Origin of the sequence: Porphyromonas canoris (genome assembly GCF_000769115.1) — a bacterium.
Lineage (GTDB): Bacteria > Bacteroidota > Bacteroidia > Bacteroidales > Porphyromonadaceae > Porphyromonas_A > Porphyromonas_A canoris.
Window position 1 is genome coordinate 152,188 of record NZ_JQZV01000003.1, and the last position, 19,063, is coordinate 171,250.

General features: G+C 43.7%; 14 protein-coding genes. 6 read left to right on the forward strand and 8 right to left on the reverse strand.

The window, feature by feature from the left end; genetic code table 11:
* Positions 1-5 precede the first annotated feature (5 nt).
* From HQ43_RS01375 to HQ43_RS01390, 4 genes are all read left to right on the forward strand, one after another.
* Positions 6-1,385, forward strand: a complete 1,380-nt coding sequence (locus tag HQ43_RS01375; RefSeq protein WP_036788757.1) for an acyclic terpene utilization AtuA family protein — start codon at positions 6-8, stop codon at positions 1,383-1,385.
* Between the two features lie 3 nt (positions 1,386-1,388).
* On the forward strand, positions 1,389-1,709 hold the full coding sequence (locus HQ43_RS01380) for a DUF4387 domain-containing protein (protein ID WP_036788759.1): 321 nt from the start codon (positions 1,389-1,391) through the stop codon (positions 1,707-1,709).
* Between the two features lie 529 nt (positions 1,710-2,238).
* Positions 2,239-3,189 carry a hypothetical protein gene (locus tag HQ43_RS01385; protein ID WP_036788761.1) on the forward strand — a complete coding sequence of 317 codons (951 nt, stop codon included), beginning with the start codon at positions 2,239-2,241 and terminating at the stop codon, positions 3,187-3,189.
* Between the two features lie 15 nt (positions 3,190-3,204).
* Positions 3,205-4,047 (forward strand): fumarate hydratase, encoded by an 843-nt coding sequence (locus tag HQ43_RS01390; protein ID WP_036788763.1) that lies wholly within the window; start codon positions 3,205-3,207, stop codon positions 4,045-4,047.
* A 243-nt stretch (positions 4,048-4,290) separates the two neighbouring features.
* Here the strand turns inward: HQ43_RS01390 and HQ43_RS01395 are convergent, their stop codons facing one another.
* The 8 genes from HQ43_RS01395 to typA form a co-directional block, all read right to left on the reverse strand.
* Positions 4,291-4,809, reverse strand: a complete 519-nt coding sequence (locus HQ43_RS01395) for a hypothetical protein (protein ID WP_036788766.1) — start codon at positions 4,807-4,809, stop codon at positions 4,291-4,293.
* Between the two features lie 20 nt (positions 4,810-4,829).
* The gene (locus HQ43_RS09380) at positions 4,830-5,216 is read right to left on the reverse strand and encodes a hypothetical protein (protein ID WP_052102994.1); all 387 of its coding nucleotides are present in this window, start codon (positions 5,214-5,216) and stop codon (positions 4,830-4,832) included.
* 70 nt (positions 5,217-5,286) lie between these two features.
* Positions 5,287-5,859 (reverse strand): RNA polymerase sigma factor, encoded by a 573-nt coding sequence (locus tag HQ43_RS01405; RefSeq protein ID WP_036788768.1) that lies wholly within the window; start codon positions 5,857-5,859, stop codon positions 5,287-5,289.
* Complete coding sequence (locus tag HQ43_RS01410; RefSeq protein ID WP_036788769.1) at positions 5,846-7,900, reverse strand: HD family phosphohydrolase; 2,055 nt, start codon at positions 7,898-7,900, stop codon at positions 5,846-5,848. Before HQ43_RS01410 ends, HQ43_RS01405 begins: the two co-directional genes overlap by 14 nt.
* 126 nt (positions 7,901-8,026) lie before the next feature.
* A complete protein-coding gene (gene folD, locus HQ43_RS01415) occupies positions 8,027-8,935 on the reverse strand; it encodes a bifunctional methylenetetrahydrofolate dehydrogenase/methenyltetrahydrofolate cyclohydrolase FolD (RefSeq protein ID WP_036788771.1) in 909 nt (302 codons plus the stop codon).
* Positions 8,936-8,992: 57 nt separating this feature from the next.
* On the reverse strand, positions 8,993-10,330 hold the full coding sequence (gene ffh, locus HQ43_RS01420) for a signal recognition particle protein (RefSeq protein WP_036788773.1): 1,338 nt from the start codon (positions 10,328-10,330) through the stop codon (positions 8,993-8,995).
* A 50-nt stretch (positions 10,331-10,380) separates the two neighbouring features.
* Positions 10,381-12,234 carry a glycosyltransferase family 2 protein gene (locus tag HQ43_RS10155; protein WP_081964506.1) on the reverse strand — a complete coding sequence of 618 codons (1,854 nt, stop codon included), beginning with the start codon at positions 12,232-12,234 and terminating at the stop codon, positions 10,381-10,383.
* Entirely contained in the window at positions 12,197-14,005 is a 1,809-nt protein-coding gene (gene typA / locus HQ43_RS01430; protein WP_036788775.1) for a translational GTPase TypA, read from the reverse strand. The genes HQ43_RS10155 and typA overlap by 38 nt, the downstream gene beginning before the upstream one ends.
* Before the next feature lie 412 nt (positions 14,006-14,417).
* Here typA and glgP point away from each other — a divergent pair, with 412 nt between their 5' ends.
* Positions 14,418-17,000, forward strand: coding sequence for an alpha-glucan family phosphorylase (glgP, locus tag HQ43_RS01435; RefSeq protein ID WP_036788777.1), 2,583 nt, complete (start codon positions 14,418-14,420; stop codon positions 16,998-17,000).
* A 37-nt stretch (positions 17,001-17,037) separates the two neighbouring features.
* Complete coding sequence (locus HQ43_RS01440; protein ID WP_036788779.1) at positions 17,038-19,026, forward strand: glucosamine-6-phosphate deaminase; 1,989 nt, start codon at positions 17,038-17,040, stop codon at positions 19,024-19,026.
* Positions 19,027-19,063: the final 37 nt, after the last annotated feature.

A 19,063-nucleotide genomic window follows, 5' to 3' on the forward strand; every position in this document is an offset into this window, starting at 1 on the left:
ATATTATGGAAGAGATAAGAGTACTCTCTCCTACGGCTATTTTGGGATACGGCTTTCCGGAAGAGTCTTTCTTGGAGGGCATGAAGCGTAATCCCGATGTTATAGCCGTGGATGCCGGAAGTACAGATCCGGGTCCGTATTACTTGGGAGCCGGCAAGTCTTTTACGGACAGAAACTCCGTCAAGCGAGATCTTGAATACATGATCCCTGCGGGGGTGGAAAGAAATATCCCTGTGATCATCGGTTCTGCCGGTGGTGCGGGTGGTCATCCTCATGTGGAGTTTGTGCTTGATATTGTCAGAGAGATTGCGAAGGAGAAGCTGCTCTCTTTCAAGATGGCGGTCATCGAGTCCGAGTTTAAGAAGGATTTTATTCTTTCGGAGCTTCGCAAGGGCAACATCACGCCTCTCAAGCCGGCGAAGGAGCTTACCGAGAAGGATGTCGAGGAGAGCGTTCGCATAGTGGCACAGATGGGAGAAGAGCCTATCATCGAGGCATTGAAGAACGGAGCGAATGTGATAGTGGCGGGGCGTGCGTATGATCCGAGTGTTTTCTCTGCGCTGGCCATCAGCCGGGGTTATGAGAAAGGCTTGGCGATCCACATGGGAAAGATTTTGGAGTGCGCAGCCATCGCGGCACTTCCGGGCAGCGGTTCGGACTGTATGTTCGGCTATCTCCGCAGGGATCACTTCGAGCTGGAGACGCTCTCTCCGCTTCGCAAGTGTACCACTCTTTCGGTGGCGGCTCATACGCTGTACGAGAAGAGCAACCCTTACATCCTGCCGGGTCCGGGCGGAGCCATCAATCTGCACGAGACCAAGTTCGAGCAGGTGGAAGAGAACCGTGTCCGGGTATCGGGCAGCAGGTTCGAGCCTACGGAGGAGTATTTCGTCAAGCTCGAAGGCGTGCGCAAGGTCGGATACCGGACCATCTCCTGCGCGGCGGTGAAGGATCCCATCCTCATCTCGAAGATAGACGAGGTGAAAGAGAAGGTCAAGGAGCGTGTGGTGAACAACTTCGATGCTTACGGCATTCGCGATTTCTTCCTGGACTTCAAGGTCTACGGCAAGAACGGTACGATGGCTATCTTCGAGGATAGGGCGGACGAGTATCAGCCTCGCGAACTTCTCATCATCATCGAAGCCGTGGCGGCGACTCAGGAGCAGGCGGATACGATCTGCGGTTTTGCGAGAAGCACGATGCTGCACTACGGTTACGAGGGACGCATCTCCACGGCGGGGAATCTTGCTTTCCCGTTCTCGCCTTCGGACTGTCATGTGGGCGAGGTGTTCGAGTTCAATGTGTATCACCTGCTGAAAGTGGCGGATGCAACGTCTCTTTTCCCTGCGAGGTACGAAGTGTTTAACCAAGGAATAAGCAAATAAATCATGGCAAGATATACTTTGAGAGAGCTTGCTTCCGTTATCAGGAGCAAGAACTCCGGACCTTACGAGCTGACATTCGACGTGATTTTCAAGGACTTCGACGGCTATCACATGGTGAGAGACGCCGGAATTTTCACCAAAGAGATGTTTGCGCGGCTGTACAACATTTCGGAGGACGACATCATGAATATCGTTCATTTCGACCCTGCCAAGGCGATCAAGGTAACCATCGTTCGTCCCATTCCGTCCGGAGCATTGGGCGAGACCGATGTGTACGGCGCACAACAGCATGCCCCTCTCGTAACTTTCGGGTTCGAGATCTGAGGAAACGGTGCCGCATTTGTCGGATAAAAAGACAGAGACAGACGGATTAGTGGCGGAATCGGTTCCGGTCATTTACGGAGCCGGTTCCGCTCATTGATGGAAAATTGCCTCTTTTCGGAAGGAGCAAAATTTCTGCACGCACGCAAATTTATTTCTTCATGCACGTAAATTTACTTCTGCACGTACGGAAAATTTTCTCCGCACGCACGCAAATTTATTTCTGCACGCACGGAAAATTTTTTCTGCACGCACGGAAAATTTTCTCTGCACGTACGGAAAATTTTTTCTGCACGCACGGAAAATTTTTTCTGCACGTACGAAAAATTTTTTTTGTACGTACGAAAATTTTTTTTTGTACGTACGAAAATTTTTTTTTGTACGTACGAAATTTTCACCCCTTCCGAAGGAAATTTATTTTTCGCTATAAACAGCTGATTATCATGCTTCTAAAAAGACTTTTGGAAATGCCGTCGGAAGACGCTCCGAAAGCAACAAAAAGATCACTCTACACATACCCCCGATAACGCCAATGAACCCCCTGAATCTGTACAGAGAATACTCGGTTTCGTCCCAGTATTTTGCCCCGCGAGGGAGAGAGCGACTGATGTTCCTCGGAGAGCAGATCGCACAAAAACATTTGAGTTATAGAGATCGGCTCGTGGGCATCGTCGGAGATGCCGGTTCGGGAAAATCGTCCCTGATCAAAGGGATGTTTCCGGGCTTGGAGCTCTCCAACGATGACGATGTCATCAATCCGAGAAAGATCCTCCAGGTGAGGGACACATTCGACATGGCGGAGCGAGAAAGCTCCACCTACCATCTGGATATGCGGTTTCAGCTCGGATTCACACAGATGTACGAGATCGTGGACTTTGTCAAGAACATGCTCGAAAAAGGGCGCAGGCTGGTCATAGAACACTTCAACCTGCTCCAACCCGCCCTCGGACGCAACGCCGACATCATCGTGGGGATCGGGGAGGAGATTATCGTTACTCATCCCACCATCTTCGGACCGCAGGCAGACCGCATCTACGACATGGTGCACAGCTCGCTGAGGTATCGCAAGATGGCACACTCGGCAGAGGAGCTGACGCTGCTTTCCCTCATGGACGAGTGGGGGATAGGGATGGAAAGCCTCACCGTGAGCGATATACGGAACGGTTTTGTGCTCTGCTCCGAGTCGCCGCTGCCAATCAACTTCGACCGCCTGGCAGAGCTGATCCGGGAGAAGATAGACCAAAATCTCACCATCTCCTACAAGGACGAAAACCATATCATGGTCGCAGACAGAGAAGTGCCCTGCACCGGTCCGCGACTGCACGTACCGAGAACATCCGAAATCAAGAACTTTTATCTGGTCCGCCACTGGGTACACGACCCCAAGCAGAAGGTCTACTGTATGGTCGGGCTGCTCGACGTCCAAACCGATAAGGATCTCGAAAACCAGAATACCAACTACTTTCTAACCCGAAAAGAATAACACTCTACCCCTCTCATGAAAACAATTCATACCTCTCAGGTAACAGACCTCGTCGAACGCCTCTGCATGGATGCCAACTATAAGCTCGCCCCCGACATCGAGAACGCAATGAAGAGATACAAAACACAGGAAAAGTCGCCCCTCGGACGAGAGATACTGGGCACGATCCTCGAAAATGCCCGCATCGCTCGTACCGAAGAAGTGCCGATGTGTCAGGACACCGGCATGACCGTCGTCTATCTTACCATCGGACAGGAGGTGCACATCGAAGGAGGCAGCCTCAAAGATGCCGTGAACGAGGGCGTCAGAAGAGGATACCGGAACGGATACCTGAGAAAATCCGTGGTGAAAGATCCGTTCGACCGAACCAACACCGGAGACAATACCCCCGCAGTCATACATTATAATATAGTGGAAGGAGAAGAGCTGCACATCCTCGTGGCACCAAAAGGCTTCGGCAGCGAAAACAAAAGCCGGCTCATAATGCTTACCCCTTCGCAGGGCGTGCAAGGCGTAAAAGACTTCGTGATCAAAGTGGTCAGGGACGCAGGCCCCAACCCCTGCCCTCCGATAGTGGTGGGAGTAGGTGTCGGCGGAACGATGGAGCGTTGCGCCTATCTCTCCAAGCTCGCTCTGATGAGATCGGTGGGCTCTCACAGCGACAACGAGTTTGTGGCAAGCCTGGAAAAAGAGCTACTGGAAGAAATAAACCGACTGGGCATAGGCCCCGCCGGGTTCGGAGGCTCCACAACGGCTCTGGCTGTGAACATCCTGACCGAAGCCACCCACATAGCCGGGCTTCCCGTCGCAGTCAATATCGGCTGCCACGCCACAAGACATGCAGAGGGATCCTTATAGATAAACACTTACACTTATCGTTTATCTTTTGAAAGAGCAGCCGTCTTTGCGATGCGTTGCTCTTTCTTCTTTCCCCGAAAGCAAGCCTCCCGCTACCCGATCTCATGATTTTCCGAATCTTTAAGCATCGCGCAGACTCTCCAACGCAAACGTCAAAATCTACGACCGGGCACAAAAAAAGTGATGGGAGACTCTCGTCTGCCATCACCCACACTAATCTAATCTTTAAAGTTCTTACCCAAATTATTTCTTTGTTGTTTCCTTCGGGTGTTGTTCGCCTTTAGATTTCCTTGCAAAGTAACGCTTCGTGTAGACGTTCTCCGCATGTATGATCTGAAATGCCTTTGTATTTGATAGCTTGGAACGAAGAGACGTAATCAACTCTTGAGTAATCTCTGCTTGAGCTTTCATATTCTCCACGGTTTTGTCTAAGGCTTCTCCATATTGGGCTTCGGATATGACGACATCTTCCCTCGCTGTGTGTTTGATGAGTCTGTTCATCTCCATCCATAGCTTTTGCTTCTTTACGTCATATTTCTGAAGCTCCTGTTCTACGAAAGTCCGCTCTGCAACGGTCAGCTTTGCCTTTTCCGCAATATACGCGTTCCGCCCTTCGGTAAACTCTCGCATTCTTTGAGATCGCTTTTCGACTTTATCATGGTTTTGACCGCTTATCGTACCAACGCACGCTACTGCGACAAAGATAAATAATAAAATCTTTTGAATAGCAATGTTTACGCTATTTTTTGTATGTAAATACATGGCTTTTTATTTTTTATATGTTATTCGGATATGTATGAGACCATATAAGCTTCGGCTGCCTGATCCTCTAAATAGGAGGTGTAAGTAGCATCATCCCACTCAATCGAGTATCCTTCATCGGTTTTGTAATCCACTACCGCCGTAATATTAGCATTCTCCATAGAAGTGTCGGTCGGAGTCGGTAGAATAACTTTTATGAGAAGAGCCAAGCCAATAAACATCGCAGCCAAATAGATGTATGGCTGCAGCCTGGACCAAACGGAGAGCTTTATCTCCTCCTTTTGAGCCTTTTCTGTCTGCTCTCTTTCTTTGAAAGTAGAGACCAAATCCTTTTCCAAGTTCTTGAAATAGTTTTCGGGAGTTCGGAATCCCAAAGATCTCTTTTTTATTTCATCTATCTCATTCATAATATAATAATGTCGTGTCTGTATTGTATGACCTACCTACATCCCTTAGATAGGGTTTAGGGATAAAGGTTTAATCCGATTCTATCTCAATGTGTTGTTTTACTTTCTTTTGTGCATGGTGAAAGTCCGCTTTAAGAGCTCCGACCGATGTATCCGTCAGTTGAGAAATCTCATTATAGGAGAGCTCATCAAAGTAGCGGTATTGAAAAACCAGCTTTTGCTTTTCCGGGAGAGTAGCTATTGCTGCATGAAGAAGAGCTTCCGCATTGTCTCCGTCAAAGTATGGATCGTTCATAAGTATCTCAGCGAGATCATACTCCGATGTGGATAGCGGAACTTTTCGTTCATATTTTTCGGATCTGAGATGAGATAGAGCTTCATTTGTTGCTATCGTATGCATCCACGTGTAGAGCCTGGAATTGCCCTTGAATAAAGCAATATTCTTCCAGATCTTATACAGCGACTCCTGCAGAACATCGTTGGCATCTTCGTGGAAGAGCACGATGCGACGGATCACCGCATACAATCTGGGGCTGTATCTTTTTACAAGAACAGAGAACGCTTGCTCCTTGCTCTCTTCTTGTTGAAGGAGAGGCAGAAGCTCCTCTTCTGGTATGCGAGATAAATCTTTACTCGAAAGCATTTGTTCTTGTTTTGAGCTCTGGATAGGAGATGCGAGAATGAAACATGGTTTTAAGTTTCTCGAAGAATACTTCCTTAATTATTTCTACATCTTTGAATGTCAAAGGGCTATTCTTTAGGAGTCCTTCTTCTATTATTCCATCTATGATTTTATTGATGTGAGCCATCATACTGTCTTCAGTAAAGTCTTTAAGGCTTCTTGATGAGGCTTCTACGACATCTGCAAGCATCAGTATTGCCATCTCTTTGGTGTACGGATTAGGACCGGGATAAGTGAATATACTTTCATCTATGATTGCATCAGGATTGGCATTTTTATATGAGTAGTAGAAGTATTTTACCTTACTCAATCCATGATGTGTGCGGATAAAGTCTATCACCTGTTTCGGAAGTCTCGCTTTTTCTGCCAGTTCTATACCATCCGTGATATGCTTAATGATGATCTTTGCACTCTCATCAAACGGTAGTTTGTCATGTGGATTATTGTTGCCTTGATTCTCTGTGAAGTATCCTGGATTCTTCATCTTTCCAATGTCATGGTACAATGCTCCGGTACGGATAAGCTGAACATCTGCTCCAAGACGTGCCGCTGCAGATGTGGCTAATATTGATACCTGCAAAGAGTGTTGGAATGTTCCCGGAGCCATTTCCGATAATTGACGAAGCATGGGAGTATTGACGTCCGAAAGCTCTATCAAAGATATGTTAGAAACATAGCCAAAAACCCGTTCTAACACATATACCATCACATAGGTAAACATTAGGAAGACAAAACTTATGAGGAAATATACAATGATTCTCCATGAGATATTTTGCAGATCGCCTTCTTGAAATATGGTCAGACTGGCATAGGTAATAATGCAGGTGAGCAATACATAGAATGAGCTTCGGATAAGGTCCGAACGTTGGGATAAACGTACAAGGGTCAGTATTGACATGGCACCGGAGAGGAATTGTATGATGATGAACTCTAAGGCATAAGGAGCGATAAGAGAGCAGGTGAGTACATTTATGATGTGTGCGTAGAGTGCTGTGCGAGAGTCGAAGAAGGTTCGAACCAGAATAGGAAGGGTGGAATAAGCCAATATGTAGATATTAAAGATCTCATACGAAACGGCTATCTCTGTGAGAATGACGAATAACAATATGATGGAGAGAAAGAAAAACGAGTTCTTTATATCAGAAATGATTTTGGGTCGGAAAGAGACCAAGTAACCCCAAAATGAGAGGAGGATGATAAGATTCAGTATAAAGTGTCCTAATAAAATAAGAATAGAGCTGGAGCCGGTAGATGATTGACTCTCATAAATCCTTTTCAGAGAACTCAGCTGCATATATATTTCGGGAGTGATAACGTCTCCTGTTCCTACGATACGCTCTCCGGCTTGTACACGTCCCTGCTCCGCCACAATGTCTTCAAGTTTGGCTTGCTCTACTTTATCTGTTACTTCTGCATTAAAGACCAGATTAGATCGGAGGTATTTATTTATTCCAATGGTGCGCAGACCTTCACTTGAAACAGATGCAGGAGCATCTGTCAGTACCTTTTCATACGCTTGTTTTAGAGTATAAACATCATCCAGAGTTCGCTTTTTTGCTATGTTATCCTCTGTAATGATGTTAAAGCTCTTCTCTTTCAGCTGGTAGAGGTCATCGTATAAACTTTGACTTAATATTCCTTGCTTGTAGATGATCTCAAGTTCATGAACAAGATAGTTGATGTATTCGTTTCCAAGAGTCTTGTGATGTTCTCTGTTATAGTCGGCAATAAGTTCGTTCTTTACGGATTTATATACCTGCTCTTCCAATGTATAGTAGAGCATAACAGATCGAAGAACACTATCTTTTTCGTATTGTATCTGTGCGGATGTTTTTATTACAGGGAAGTCGAAGGGAGCAGTAAGCAACTCATACTTCCAAGGTCTTCCCTCTGTGAATTGGTATTTGAACTTTGTTCTTCGAGGATAAAACATAACGATGATGGCAGCTGTAAGGATAAACAGTGCCAAAGATCGGTATTGAACTATTCTGTTTCGTGTCATGAAGTTTCAGAAGTATTTATTACTACCATAAAAGACTCACTCCTCTCCAGTCTTAATTGAGAAATTAAGAGTAGGGAGGAGTGACGTCTTATAAATCGGCTTAAGAGCCAATATCTATAATAGGACCTATTTCTTTCTTTGTTTTGCAGCTTTTAAGGTATTCTGCATAAGAGAGCATATTGTCATCGGACCTACTCCTCCCGGTACCGGAGTAATATAAGAGGCTTTTGGGGCAACCTCATCAAACTTGACATCTCCGGATAGTCTGAAGCCGCTTTTCTTGCTGCTGTCCGGTATTCTTGTTGTACCAACATCTATAACAATGACTCCATTCTTTACCATGTCTCCTTTGATGTATTCCGGAATACCTACTGCCGCAATAAGGATATCTGCTTGTTTGGTTATCTCTGCGATATTGGGAGTTCTGCTATGACATACGGTAACGGTGGCGTCACCTTGTTCTCCTTTGTATAAGAGCAGATTAGCCATCGGTTTTCCTACGATATTGCTGCGACCTACAACCACACAATGCTTTCCTCTGGTAGAGATATTGTAGTATTTCAGAAGGGAAATGATACCAAGAGGAGTGGCTGAGACAAATGTGTCCAAACCTATACTCATCTTTCCCACGTTTTCAGGATGAAATCCATCCACGTCTTTTCTTGGATCTACCGCTTCTATCACTTTTTGTTCATCTATATGTTTAGGAAGAGGCATCTGAACGATAAAGCCATCAAGTTCATTGTCTTCATTAAGGGTTTGTATTGCTTTCAAAAGCTCTGCCTCAGTGATATCTGATTCATATCTGATTAAGGAGGATTTGAATCCTACCTCTTCACAAGTTTTCATTTTAGAAGCCACATAGGTCTCACTGCCGCCATCGTGTCCTACTAATATGGCAGCCAAATGTGGTGCTCTTTCTCCTTGGGCAACGAAGGCTTCGACCTCTTTTCTTATCTCTTCTTTGAAGTGAGCCGAGGCCTCTTTGCCACTTAAAATTTGGTATTTGTTTGTATCAAAATTGGTACTTTCCATTGTTTGTTTTGTAGTCAATAGTTGGTGTTGATAATTTCAAAAAGTTTGTCTTCAAGCCTAACGTTTTGGGCGTAAACCTCCTGCTAATTTCGCTAGTTGTCCGGCTCCTGAATTGGTCATCATGTGCATGACCTTACGAGTTTGCTCAAACTGTTTCAAAAGATTATTTATCTCTTGTATAGAGCGACCCGAGCCCGCAGCAATACGTTTCCGTCTTGATCCGTTGATGATATTAGGATTGGATCTCTCTTCGGGAGTCATGGAATATATGATGGATTCCACTCCTTTGAAAGCATCATCGTCAATATCCAGATCCTTGATAGCCTTGCCCATACCCGGAATCATTCCAATCAAATCTTTTAAATTTCCCATCTTCTTGATTTGGGCAATTTGTTCAAGAAAGTCGTTGAAGTCAAACTGATTCTTAGCAAGCTTTTTATGTAGCTTTTTTGCCTGCTCTTCGTCAAACTGTTCCTGAGCACGCTCAACCAAAGAGATAACGTCTCCCATGCCCAAGATACGGTCTGCCATACGGCTTGGGTGGAACACATCTATGGCTTCAGGCTTTTCGCCCGTACCAATAAATTTGATGGGCTTAGTAACAACACTTCTAATGGATATGGCAGCTCCGCCTCGTGTATCACCATCAAGTTTTGTCAGCACAACGCCGTTGAAGTCAAGTCTGTCGTTAAACTCTTTTGCAGTATTAACTGCATCTTGTCCTGTCATTGCATCTACAACGAAGAGAATTTCATCCGGACGAATCGCCTCTTTAATAGAGGCAATCTCATTCATCATTACCTCGTCTACGGCCAATCGTCCTGCCGTGTCTATGATGACAACATCACAGCCCTCTTCTGTGGCTTTCTGTATAGCATTCTTTGCAATAGTGATAGGATTTTTGTTCTCTTTCTCACTATAAACAGGGATATTCAGCTGTTCGCCTAGTACGTGAAGTTGTTCTATCGCAGCAGGTCTGTAAACATCACATGCTGCAAGTAAAGGTTTCTTGTGCTGTTTGGTTTTCAGATAGTTCCCCAACTTCCCGGTAAATGTTGTCTTACCGGAACCCTGCAAGCCGGACATCAATATCACAGAAGGATTTCCACTTAGGTTGATGTCCTCAGCAGATCCGCCCATAAGTTCTGCCAACTCATCATGGACAATCTTTACCATGAGCTGACCGGGCTTGATAGAAGTCAGAACATTTTGTCCGAGGGCTTTCTCCTTTACTTTATTGGTAAAGTCTTTCGCAACCTTAAAGTTAACATCTGCCTCTAAAAGAGCTCGTCTTACGTCTTTCAATGTTTCGGCCACATTGAGTTCCGTTATTTTGCCTTCCCCTTTAAGTATTTTGAATGACCTTTCGAGTCTATCTGAAAGATTATTAAACATTTTGCTGTATAGTTATTTGCGTATTTGTATTATCTGCTGAAGTTTTATGTTCACAAAATTAGCGAAAACTTTCGTATCCTCCGCCACGCTTTTGCAGGTATAGAGTTGGTTTTACGATAGTAGCGCTCCAATTTTTTACGGAATATTAGATTCTCTTTTACTTCTTGTGGAGGAGTCTCCGCATACAGAGGGTAAGGAACAAGAGTGCTACCATATAGGAAGTCTTGTCCGCAATGAGTCCCGGATCCATCAAAACCAATATTGTTCACAAGAGATCTTCCTGCTGTAAGTGATAGCTTATTTTGTAAAAATAGAGAGGCATTCCAGCGTATGGCCCAAGAGTTATTTTGTCCCGCTATCTGTCTTTTTAGCATACGAGTATAGGGATATGAGTTGTTGAAGTCAAACTTTCCTTTGAGATCATGTTTCTCTATCTCATGAAGAAGCTTTTCGCCATCCCACTTGGCATATTTCTCCCAAGCTCTTTGCCAAGTTCCCCAGCCCCAAGATCCTACAAAGCACAAGAAGTCTCCATTAGGATTGCCTCCTTTTGTTTGGAAATAGTTGCATCCATAGATATGAGCCACCTCTTCTACGGAAGAATACCTATTCAAAGCATCATTCATCCATCTTAGGAAGTAGGGAGACAATGTTAGGTCGTCCTCCAATACGATGACTGAGATATATGATTGAAGTATCTTTGTCACTCCATCAATGATACTCTTTGCCAATCCAATATTTCCGGATTGTTGGTATATGGTTTTACTCCTAAATCCGTTGATGTTATCCACTATATCTTGAACCTCTTCTACTTTTGTTTTGTCTTGCTCGTTTTTCGCACCATCACAAAAGATGATAAGATCAGTATAGGCAGCTTCTGGTTGGGCAAGTAAAGAGTTGATAACCTGTTTGGTGTGTTCCGGTCTATTATAAACAAAAAGCAAAACAGGAGCAAGAGAACTATTCTCGCTTGGTAGAGTCCTGCGAATAGAGTCTATGTCTATGGCAGGTCTTTCTTTCCAAAGAGCTACCTCATGTCGTCTTTTCCATAGCTTTTTGACGTCTGTAAGAGAAAGTCTGTGTCTTCTCAGAAGGACTTTTATGAACAAATCTATCAGGCCTTTCTTCAGAGATTTGAAAAAAGAGTATCCGGGATTGATCCATTCTGTGAGATGATAAGTGTATTCTAACGTTCGTCTTTTCTCTATTGGTATATCCTCTTGTTGAGATCGATGATGATAGCCTTTGGCAGAAGGAAGATAGCCGATTTTTAGTCCGGCATATCTTACTCTGTTGCAATAATCTTTGTCTTCCCCATACATGAAGAACAGAGGAGAAAAGCCTCCTACTTTTACAAGAGTCTGATATGGTATATACCAAAGAGCAGCATTGATAAAGGGAACCTCTATTATCTCATTTTCGGAAGAAGTGTTCGAGCAATGACGAATATAGTTGGAGAAGCCTCTATCCAAGTTCTTTTCGTCGACATAGTGCATTGGCGAGATGATACCCCAAGTAGAGTCTTTTTCTCCTGCTTCAATGAGTTTTCTTGCTTCGGATGGTGCGATACAGGCATCCTGATTGATCAGTAAAACTCCTTTGTAGCCGTGAGCTATGGCATACTCTATACCTCGGTTGTTTGCCATCCCAAATCCGATATTGATTTTAGAGAATACGCGCTTTTGTATGTTTGGAGTCTTTTGCAGCCACACAGGAGTATCATCCGTACTTGCGTTATCTATTATAAATAGATCTATATCCGGTTGATCAAGGAGGGTATTGAACGACAAATCGTGCCACATACTTGCGTTATGTAACACGATTATCGCCAAAACTTTATTTTTATTTTCGTCGGAAAAGTCCATGTCAGACCAGAGCATTTTTACCCGCTCGCTTTCGATCATTTTCGGATAAAAGTATTTTTCTCAGACGCATACTTTTCGGAGTGATCTCCACATACTCGTCTGCTTTGATGTATTCAAGAGCATCTTCCAGGCTGAACACTATCGGTGGAGCAAGCGAGACTTTTTCATCACTTCCTGAAGCTCGCATATTGGTCAGCTTTTTTGTCTTACAAACATTCACTACAAGGTCTCCCTCCTTAGTGTGTTCTCCAACTACCTGGCCTTCATATATCTCTTCTTGTGGAGAGATAAAGAAGTTTCCTCTACTCTGAAGATTGTTAAGAGCATAGGCAAAAGCCGTTCCACTTTCAAGGGCAATAATTGAGCCATTATTACGTCTTTCAATCGGTCCTCTCCAAGGCTCAAAAGAGACAAAGCGATGTGCCATAATAGCCTCTCCTCCTGATGCTGTAAGAACACTGTTGTTGAGTCCGATGATTCCTCTTGATGGGATGGAGAACTGCAAGAATATCCTGTCGTTTTTGTTCTCCATCGAAAGCATCTCTCCCTTTCGTTTTGTTACTATATCTATGATTTTGCTGGCATGCTCTTCCGGGAGATTGATCGTAAGTTCTTCTATGGGTTCACATTTTTCTCCATCTATCTCTTTGATGATGACTTGAGGCTGTCCTACCTGAAGCTCATATCCCTCTCTCCGCATTGTTTCTATAAGGACAGATAAGTGTAATACACCCCTGCCATAAACAAGCCAAGAGTCTGCATTTTCCGTTGACTCCACTCTTAATGCCAAGTTTTTGTCCAACTCTTTCATGAGTCGGTCATGTATATGCCGAGAAGTAACGTACTTACCCTCTTTCCCGAAGAAGGGAGAGGTATTTATTGTAAATAGCATACTCATCGTAGGCTCATCAATGGCAATAGTAGGTAAGGGTTCCGGTTCGAGAAAATCGGCAATTGTGTCTCCAATTTCAAATCCTGCGATGCCGATTACAGCACATATATCTCCGCTGGACACCTCTTCTACCTTCTTTCGTCCAAGACCTTCAAATACGTTAAGCTCTTTTATTTTGCTTTTTACCATACTGCCATCTCTCTTGCAGAGTGTTATGTCTTGTCCTTCCTTGAGAGAGCCTCGGTGTACACGTCCTATGGCTATTCGACCTACATACTTGGAGTAGTCCAAAGAGGTAATAAGCATTTGAGTTGTCCCATCCAGTTGCACCGGTTCAGGAATATGCTCTATGATAGCTTCTAGAAGAGGCTCAATGGAAGCAGTTGGTTGTCTCCAATCATAAGACATCCAGCCTTCTTTCGCAGAACCGAATAGTGTCGTAAAGTCAAGCTGTTCTTCCGAAGCATTCAGTGAAAACATAAGATCGAATACCATATCTTGTACTTCATCCGGTCTGCAGTTGAGTTTGTCCACTTTATTTACCACGACTATTGGAACCAGCCCCATGTCTATCGCTTTTGAAAGCACAAATCGAGTCTGAGGCATAGGACCTTCAAAAGCATCAACCAACAGCAAACAACCATCTGCCATGTTGAGTACACGTTCCACTTCACCTCCAAAGTCCGCGTGCCCCGGAGTGTCTATGATATTTATTTTGTAGCCTTTGTAAGAGATAGAGACATTTTTGGATAATATGGTGATGCCTCTTTCTCGTTCCAAGTCATTATTATCCAACAGCTGATCCAGCTCTTTATTCTCTTCTCTAAATAGATTGCCCGCAAGAAGTAAACGATCCACCAAGGAAGTTTTACCATGGTCGACGTGGGCAATTATTGCGATATTTCTTATTTTTTGCATCTTCTGCCTATTAAATTATGGGAGGCTCCTTTCAGTGTTTAATAAGATACAAAATTACGACTAAATGGTGAGTTGTGAAAATCTAAGAAGAGCAGAAGCACATTATAAATGTATTTGGCTAAAGAGAATAATTACTCTCATCAGAGTATTTATCCGTGATATTTTCTTGTTACAAAGCGAGAATTGTTGTTAGATTCTTTCTTTGAGACGACTTGAACACAACCTCCCCAAAAAGATATGAGGAGGAGCCGGTTTAGGATTGAATATTTTTGTGTACACCGATATAAATTTGTAAGTTTGCGCTGTTGTAAACACATAAGATGAGAGGTTTTAAGATAGAATTATTCATGTCTTGGGATCTGTGCTGATATAGACGCAACTATTGTAAATAAAATATCCGATAAAAATAAGTATGATAATTAACAAAAGATGTAATGCTCCTGCGTGGAAAGACTTGTTTACAAGCTCTAAAATGCCGGAGTCTCTTTCTAAGTTAGACGAAATTGCTCACAATTTATGGTGGGTCTGGAATCCCGAAGCGAAAGCTCTTTTCAAGAGTCTCAATCCATCTGTTTGGCATGAAAACTTTGGTAATCCTGTAAAGCTTTTACAATCTTTATCTCAGTCTAAAATAGAGGAGGTGATGGAGGACTCTGCTCTACAAGCTCGTATAGCAGATATTTATGAGAAGTTTAGAGCATACATTGACGAAAAGCCCGATAATACCAAACCATCTGTGGCTTATTTTAGCATGGAGTATGGTCTTACTAACATACTTAAGATATATAGCGGAGGTTTGGGTGTTTTAGCCGGAGACTATCTCAAAGAGGCAAGCGATACCAATATAGATCTGGTCGCAGTCGGATTTTTATATCGTTTTGGCTACTTTGATCAAACGATAACATCCGACGGTCAGCAGGTTGCAGTATATAAACCACAGGATTTTGAAGCACTTCCGATAACACAACTATTTGACGAAAACGGTAGACAAGTTCAGATATCCATTCCATTCTTGGATCACATGTTGATGGCTAACGTTTGGTCGGTTGCAGTAGGTCGTGTAACACTCTACCTTTTAGATACAGACATTCAAGAAAATAACGAATGGGATAGGACAATCACTCATCAGCTTTATGGTGGAGATTGGGAAAATCGTATGCGTCAGGAGTATCTTCTTGGTATAGGCGGTATAGAACTTCTCAATCGTTTAGGCATAAAGAAAGATATTTACCATTGTAACGAAGGACATGCTGCCCTCATCAATGCAGAACGCTTAGCCAACCATATAGAAAGGGATGGCCTTACATTCCTTCAGGCATTGGAGCTTGTGAGAGCATCTTCTCTTTATACGGTACATACTCCCGTACCTGCCGGACACGATTATTTTGATGAGTCTCTCTTTGGTAAATATATGGGGCGTTTTGCCGACAGACTCGGTATATCATTCCATGAACTTGTGGATATGGGACGAGAAAATCCCGGTTCGGGAGAAAAATTCTCCATGAGTGTCTTTGCTCTCAACACTTGTCAGGAAGCCAATGGTGTAAGCTTCCTTCACGGGAAAGTTTCTCAAGAGATGTTCGCTCCTGTTTGGAAAGGATTTTTTGCAAAAGAACTTCATGTGGGATATGTTACCAACGGTGTACACCTTCCAACATGGACACAACCGGAGTGGAAAACATTTATAGAAGAAAAAATCTCATCTGATATCTGTCATACACAAGAGCAAGAAAGTGTTTGGAATAAGATTCAAGATGTAGATAATGAAGAGATTTGGAAAGTACGAACAGAGCTAAAGCAAAAGTTCATCCGTTATATTCAAAAACATTACGGAGACAACTGGGTGCGCAATAATGGAGATCCATCAAAGGCTGTGGATCTTATAAATAGCATCAATCCAAAAGCTTTACTGATCGGTTTTGGTAGAAGATTCGCGACATACAAGAGGGCGCATCTGCTCTTTACAGACTTAGAAAGGCTTTCAAAAATTGTCAATAACAGTGATCGACCTGTACAATTCATATACACGGGAAAAGCTCACCCCGCAGATGGAGGAGGACAAGGATTGATAAAGCATATCGTTGATATTTCCAAGAAACCCGAATTTTCTGGTAAGATTTTGTTTTTGGAAAACTATGACATGCAGGTTGCTTCTATGCTGATTGCAGGAGTGGATGTCTGGCTGAATACTCCTACAAGACCTTTGGAAGCTTCCGGTACTTCGGGAATGAAAGCTCTTATGAACGGTGTGCTGAACTTCTCTGTCCTTGACGGATGGTGGTTCGAAGGCTACCGCGAAAAGGCGGGTTGGGCATTGACCGATAAGAAGACATTCCAAAATCAGCACCATCAGGATCAGCTGGATGCTGCTACCATATACCACATTCTTGAGGAAGAGCTCATACCTCTCTATTATAATAGAGCAGAGGGAAAAGAGTACTCGGATGAGTGGATACAGTGGATTAAGAACAGCATGAACTACATCTTGCCTCACTATACAATGAGGCGTATGCTGCAAGATTATATCGAGCGTTTTTATAATCCTCTTGCAAAGCGGTTCAAACTTATTTCTGCCGACTCCGGTAAGATTGCAAAAGAGTTGGTAGAGTGGAAGATAGACGTTGCTGAAAAATGGGATCAGGTAGAAGTTGAGAATTGTAGTATGATCGTTCATGATCGTACCGGAGATCATTCTCTAACCGTGGGAGAAATGCTTGAGGTAAATCTCTACATTGATAAAAAAGATATTGCCGGAGATCTTCTTGCTGAGCTGATAGAAGTAAAGGCGGATAAGGAAGATGCGAATAAACTTCTATTGGAAGAGGTTACACCACTGGAGATCGTCGAGCAGAATGGAAGTAAAGTACACTATAGAATCAGAAAAGAAGCCGAAAACCCGGGACATCACAAGCTGGCGGTTCGACTACTTCCCACACATCCTGCCCTTCCTCATAAGATGGACTTTTCTTTGGTTCGGTGGGTCAATATAGATTAACAACGAAGGTCGTAATATAAAAACATAGAATAAAGATATGAGGTACAATTTAAGCTCTAAGATTGCATTAACGCATATTCCGGAGAGATATTACAAGCCAACCAATGCCTACGAGCAGTCTCTGCTCACACGATACGAAAAGATTCCGACACAGATTTTCCCTGCAGCCGGTGATGCAGCGGAGGTTATCGCAAAGGCTATCGTAAAAGAGTTGAAGCAGGCACAATCGAAGTCCAAGTCGTACGTGCTTGCAGTTTCGGGAGGAGATACTCCATCCAATGTCTTTGAACTTCTTGTGAAATACCACAAGGAAGAGGGCATAAGTCTGTCTAACCTGCATATTTTCCCCCTTTACGAATTTTATCCTCTTACGGATGTTCATCAAGGAGTTTCGGCAAGAATAAGAGAAGAGTTTGTTGCCCATGTCGATATGCCTAATGGCAATCTGCACGCAATAGACACATTCTCTGTTTCCGAGAGCACAGAGAAAGAGAGCCGCAGATACGAACAGGAGATAGCAGACCTCGGAGGTATAGACCTTGTAATATTGGGTATCGGCAGAGAAGGTACTATTGCCCTGAATATGCCCGGAGCGATGAGTACATCCATTACAAGGCTTGTAACTTTGGATAAGACTTCACGAGAAGAGGCAATGACAACATTCAATGCTCTTGATGCAGTTCCTCAAACCGCTATCACAGCAGGATTGTCCGTTATTTTTAAGGCTAAGAAGATATATCTTTTGGCTCTCGGAGAGGATAAGGCGAAGATAATAAAAGAGACCGTGGAAGGGGATTGCAGTGTCCTTCTGCCGGCATCTCAGCTTCAAATGATACCTCAAGCGAAAGTTTTGGTAGATCTTCAAGCTGCTTCTCAACTTACACGAATCAGCCACCCATGGTTGGTTACTTCTTGTGATTGGGACGACAAACTTATTCGTCGTGCTATCGTATGGCTCTGTGATCTTACCGGAAAACCGATCTTGAAGCTGACCAACAAGGACTATGCAGAACATGGGCTCAATGAACTTATAACCAAGTTCGGCTCGGCATACAATGTCAATATCAAGATATTCAACGATATTCAGCATACCATAACCGGTTGGCCCGGTGGTAAACCTAATGCCGATGACTCTAACAGACCTGAGCGTGCAACGCCGTATCCTAAGCGAGTGATTGTATTTAGTCCTCACCCCGACGATGATGTTATTTCCATGGGAGGAACATTCCGCCGATTGGTTGTGCAGGGACACGATGTTCACGTTGCTTATCAGACATCCGGTAATATTGCTGTGGGGGATGAAGAAGTTATAAGGTATGTATCCTACCTAAGAAATGTTTGCGAACATTTGGGACAGGAAGACTCTCCTGTAATGAAAAGAGCATTGGATATTCGCAACTATCTCTTGAATGAAAAGAAAGAAGGCTCCATAGAGACTCCGGAAGTCCGTTTCATGAAGGGAACCATTCGTAGAGAAGAAGCAAGAACAGCGTGTCGTTTTGTCGGAATTGAGCAGGATGATCATGTACACTTTTTGGATCTGCCATTCTATGAAACAGGAGCTATCAAAAAAGGAGACTTGACACAAGCCGATGTCGATATTATAAAAGAGCTGATCTGCAAAGTGAAACCTCATCAGATGTTTGTGGCAGGAGACTTGGCGGATCCTCATGGCACGCATAAAGTCTGCTTGGATGCCATCCTGGCTGCAATAGATCAGGTGAAACATGAAGAGTGGTATCAGGAATGTAAGGTCTGGATGTACAGAGGAGCATGGGCAGAGTGGGAGATAGACCACATCGAGATGGCTGTCCCGATGAGCCCCGAAGAAGTTCGTTTCAAGAGAAACTCTATTCTAAAGCATCAGTCTCAAATGGAGAGTGCTCCCTTCTTAGGTAATGACGAGAGACTTTTCTGGCAACGTGCAGAAGAGCGCAACCGTGCAACGGCAGATCTTTACTCTCGTTTGGGCTTGGCTTCTTATGAGGCTATCGAAGCCTTTGTGGAGTATCACCCCGTAGATTAAAGGTAGAGTTTTAGAGCTATATATCTGAGCTTTCAGA

What these genes read in the sequence shown, in the direction of transcription:
- HQ43_RS01375 (WP_036788757.1), top strand. Translation starts at nt 6, where the DNA reads ATGGAAGAGATAAGAGTACTCTCTCCTACGGCTATTTTGGGATACGGC.
- HQ43_RS01380 (WP_036788759.1), top strand. Translation starts at nt 1,389, where the DNA reads ATGGCAAGATATACTTTGAGAGAGCTTGCTTCCGTTATCAGGAGCAAG.
- HQ43_RS01385 (WP_036788761.1), top strand. Translation starts at nt 2,239, where the DNA reads ATGAACCCCCTGAATCTGTACAGAGAATACTCGGTTTCGTCCCAGTAT.
- HQ43_RS01390 (WP_036788763.1), top strand. Translation starts at nt 3,205, where the DNA reads ATGAAAACAATTCATACCTCTCAGGTAACAGACCTCGTCGAACGCCTC.
- HQ43_RS01395 (WP_036788766.1), bottom strand. Translation starts at nt 4,809, where the DNA reads ATGTATTTACATACAAAAAATAGCGTAAACATTGCTATTCAAAAGATT.
- HQ43_RS09380 (WP_052102994.1), bottom strand. Translation starts at nt 5,216, where the DNA reads ATGAATGAGATAGATGAAATAAAAAAGAGATCTTTGGGATTCCGAACT.
- HQ43_RS01405 (WP_036788768.1), bottom strand. Translation starts at nt 5,859, where the DNA reads ATGCTTTCGAGTAAAGATTTATCTCGCATACCAGAAGAGGAGCTTCTG.
- HQ43_RS01410 (WP_036788769.1), bottom strand. Translation starts at nt 7,900, where the DNA reads ATGACACGAAACAGAATAGTTCAATACCGATCTTTGGCACTGTTTATC.
- folD (WP_036788771.1), bottom strand. Translation starts at nt 8,935, where the DNA reads ATGGAAAGTACCAATTTTGATACAAACAAATACCAAATTTTAAGTGGC.
- ffh (WP_036788773.1), bottom strand. Translation starts at nt 10,330, where the DNA reads ATGTTTAATAATCTTTCAGATAGACTCGAAAGGTCATTCAAAATACTT.
- HQ43_RS10155 (WP_081964506.1), bottom strand. Translation starts at nt 12,234, where the DNA reads ATGATCGAAAGCGAGCGGGTAAAAATGCTCTGGTCTGACATGGACTTT.
- typA (WP_036788775.1), bottom strand. Translation starts at nt 14,005, where the DNA reads ATGCAAAAAATAAGAAATATCGCAATAATTGCCCACGTCGACCATGGT.
- glgP (WP_036788777.1), top strand. Translation starts at nt 14,418, where the DNA reads ATGATAATTAACAAAAGATGTAATGCTCCTGCGTGGAAAGACTTGTTT.
- HQ43_RS01440 (WP_036788779.1), top strand. Translation starts at nt 17,038, where the DNA reads ATGAGGTACAATTTAAGCTCTAAGATTGCATTAACGCATATTCCGGAG.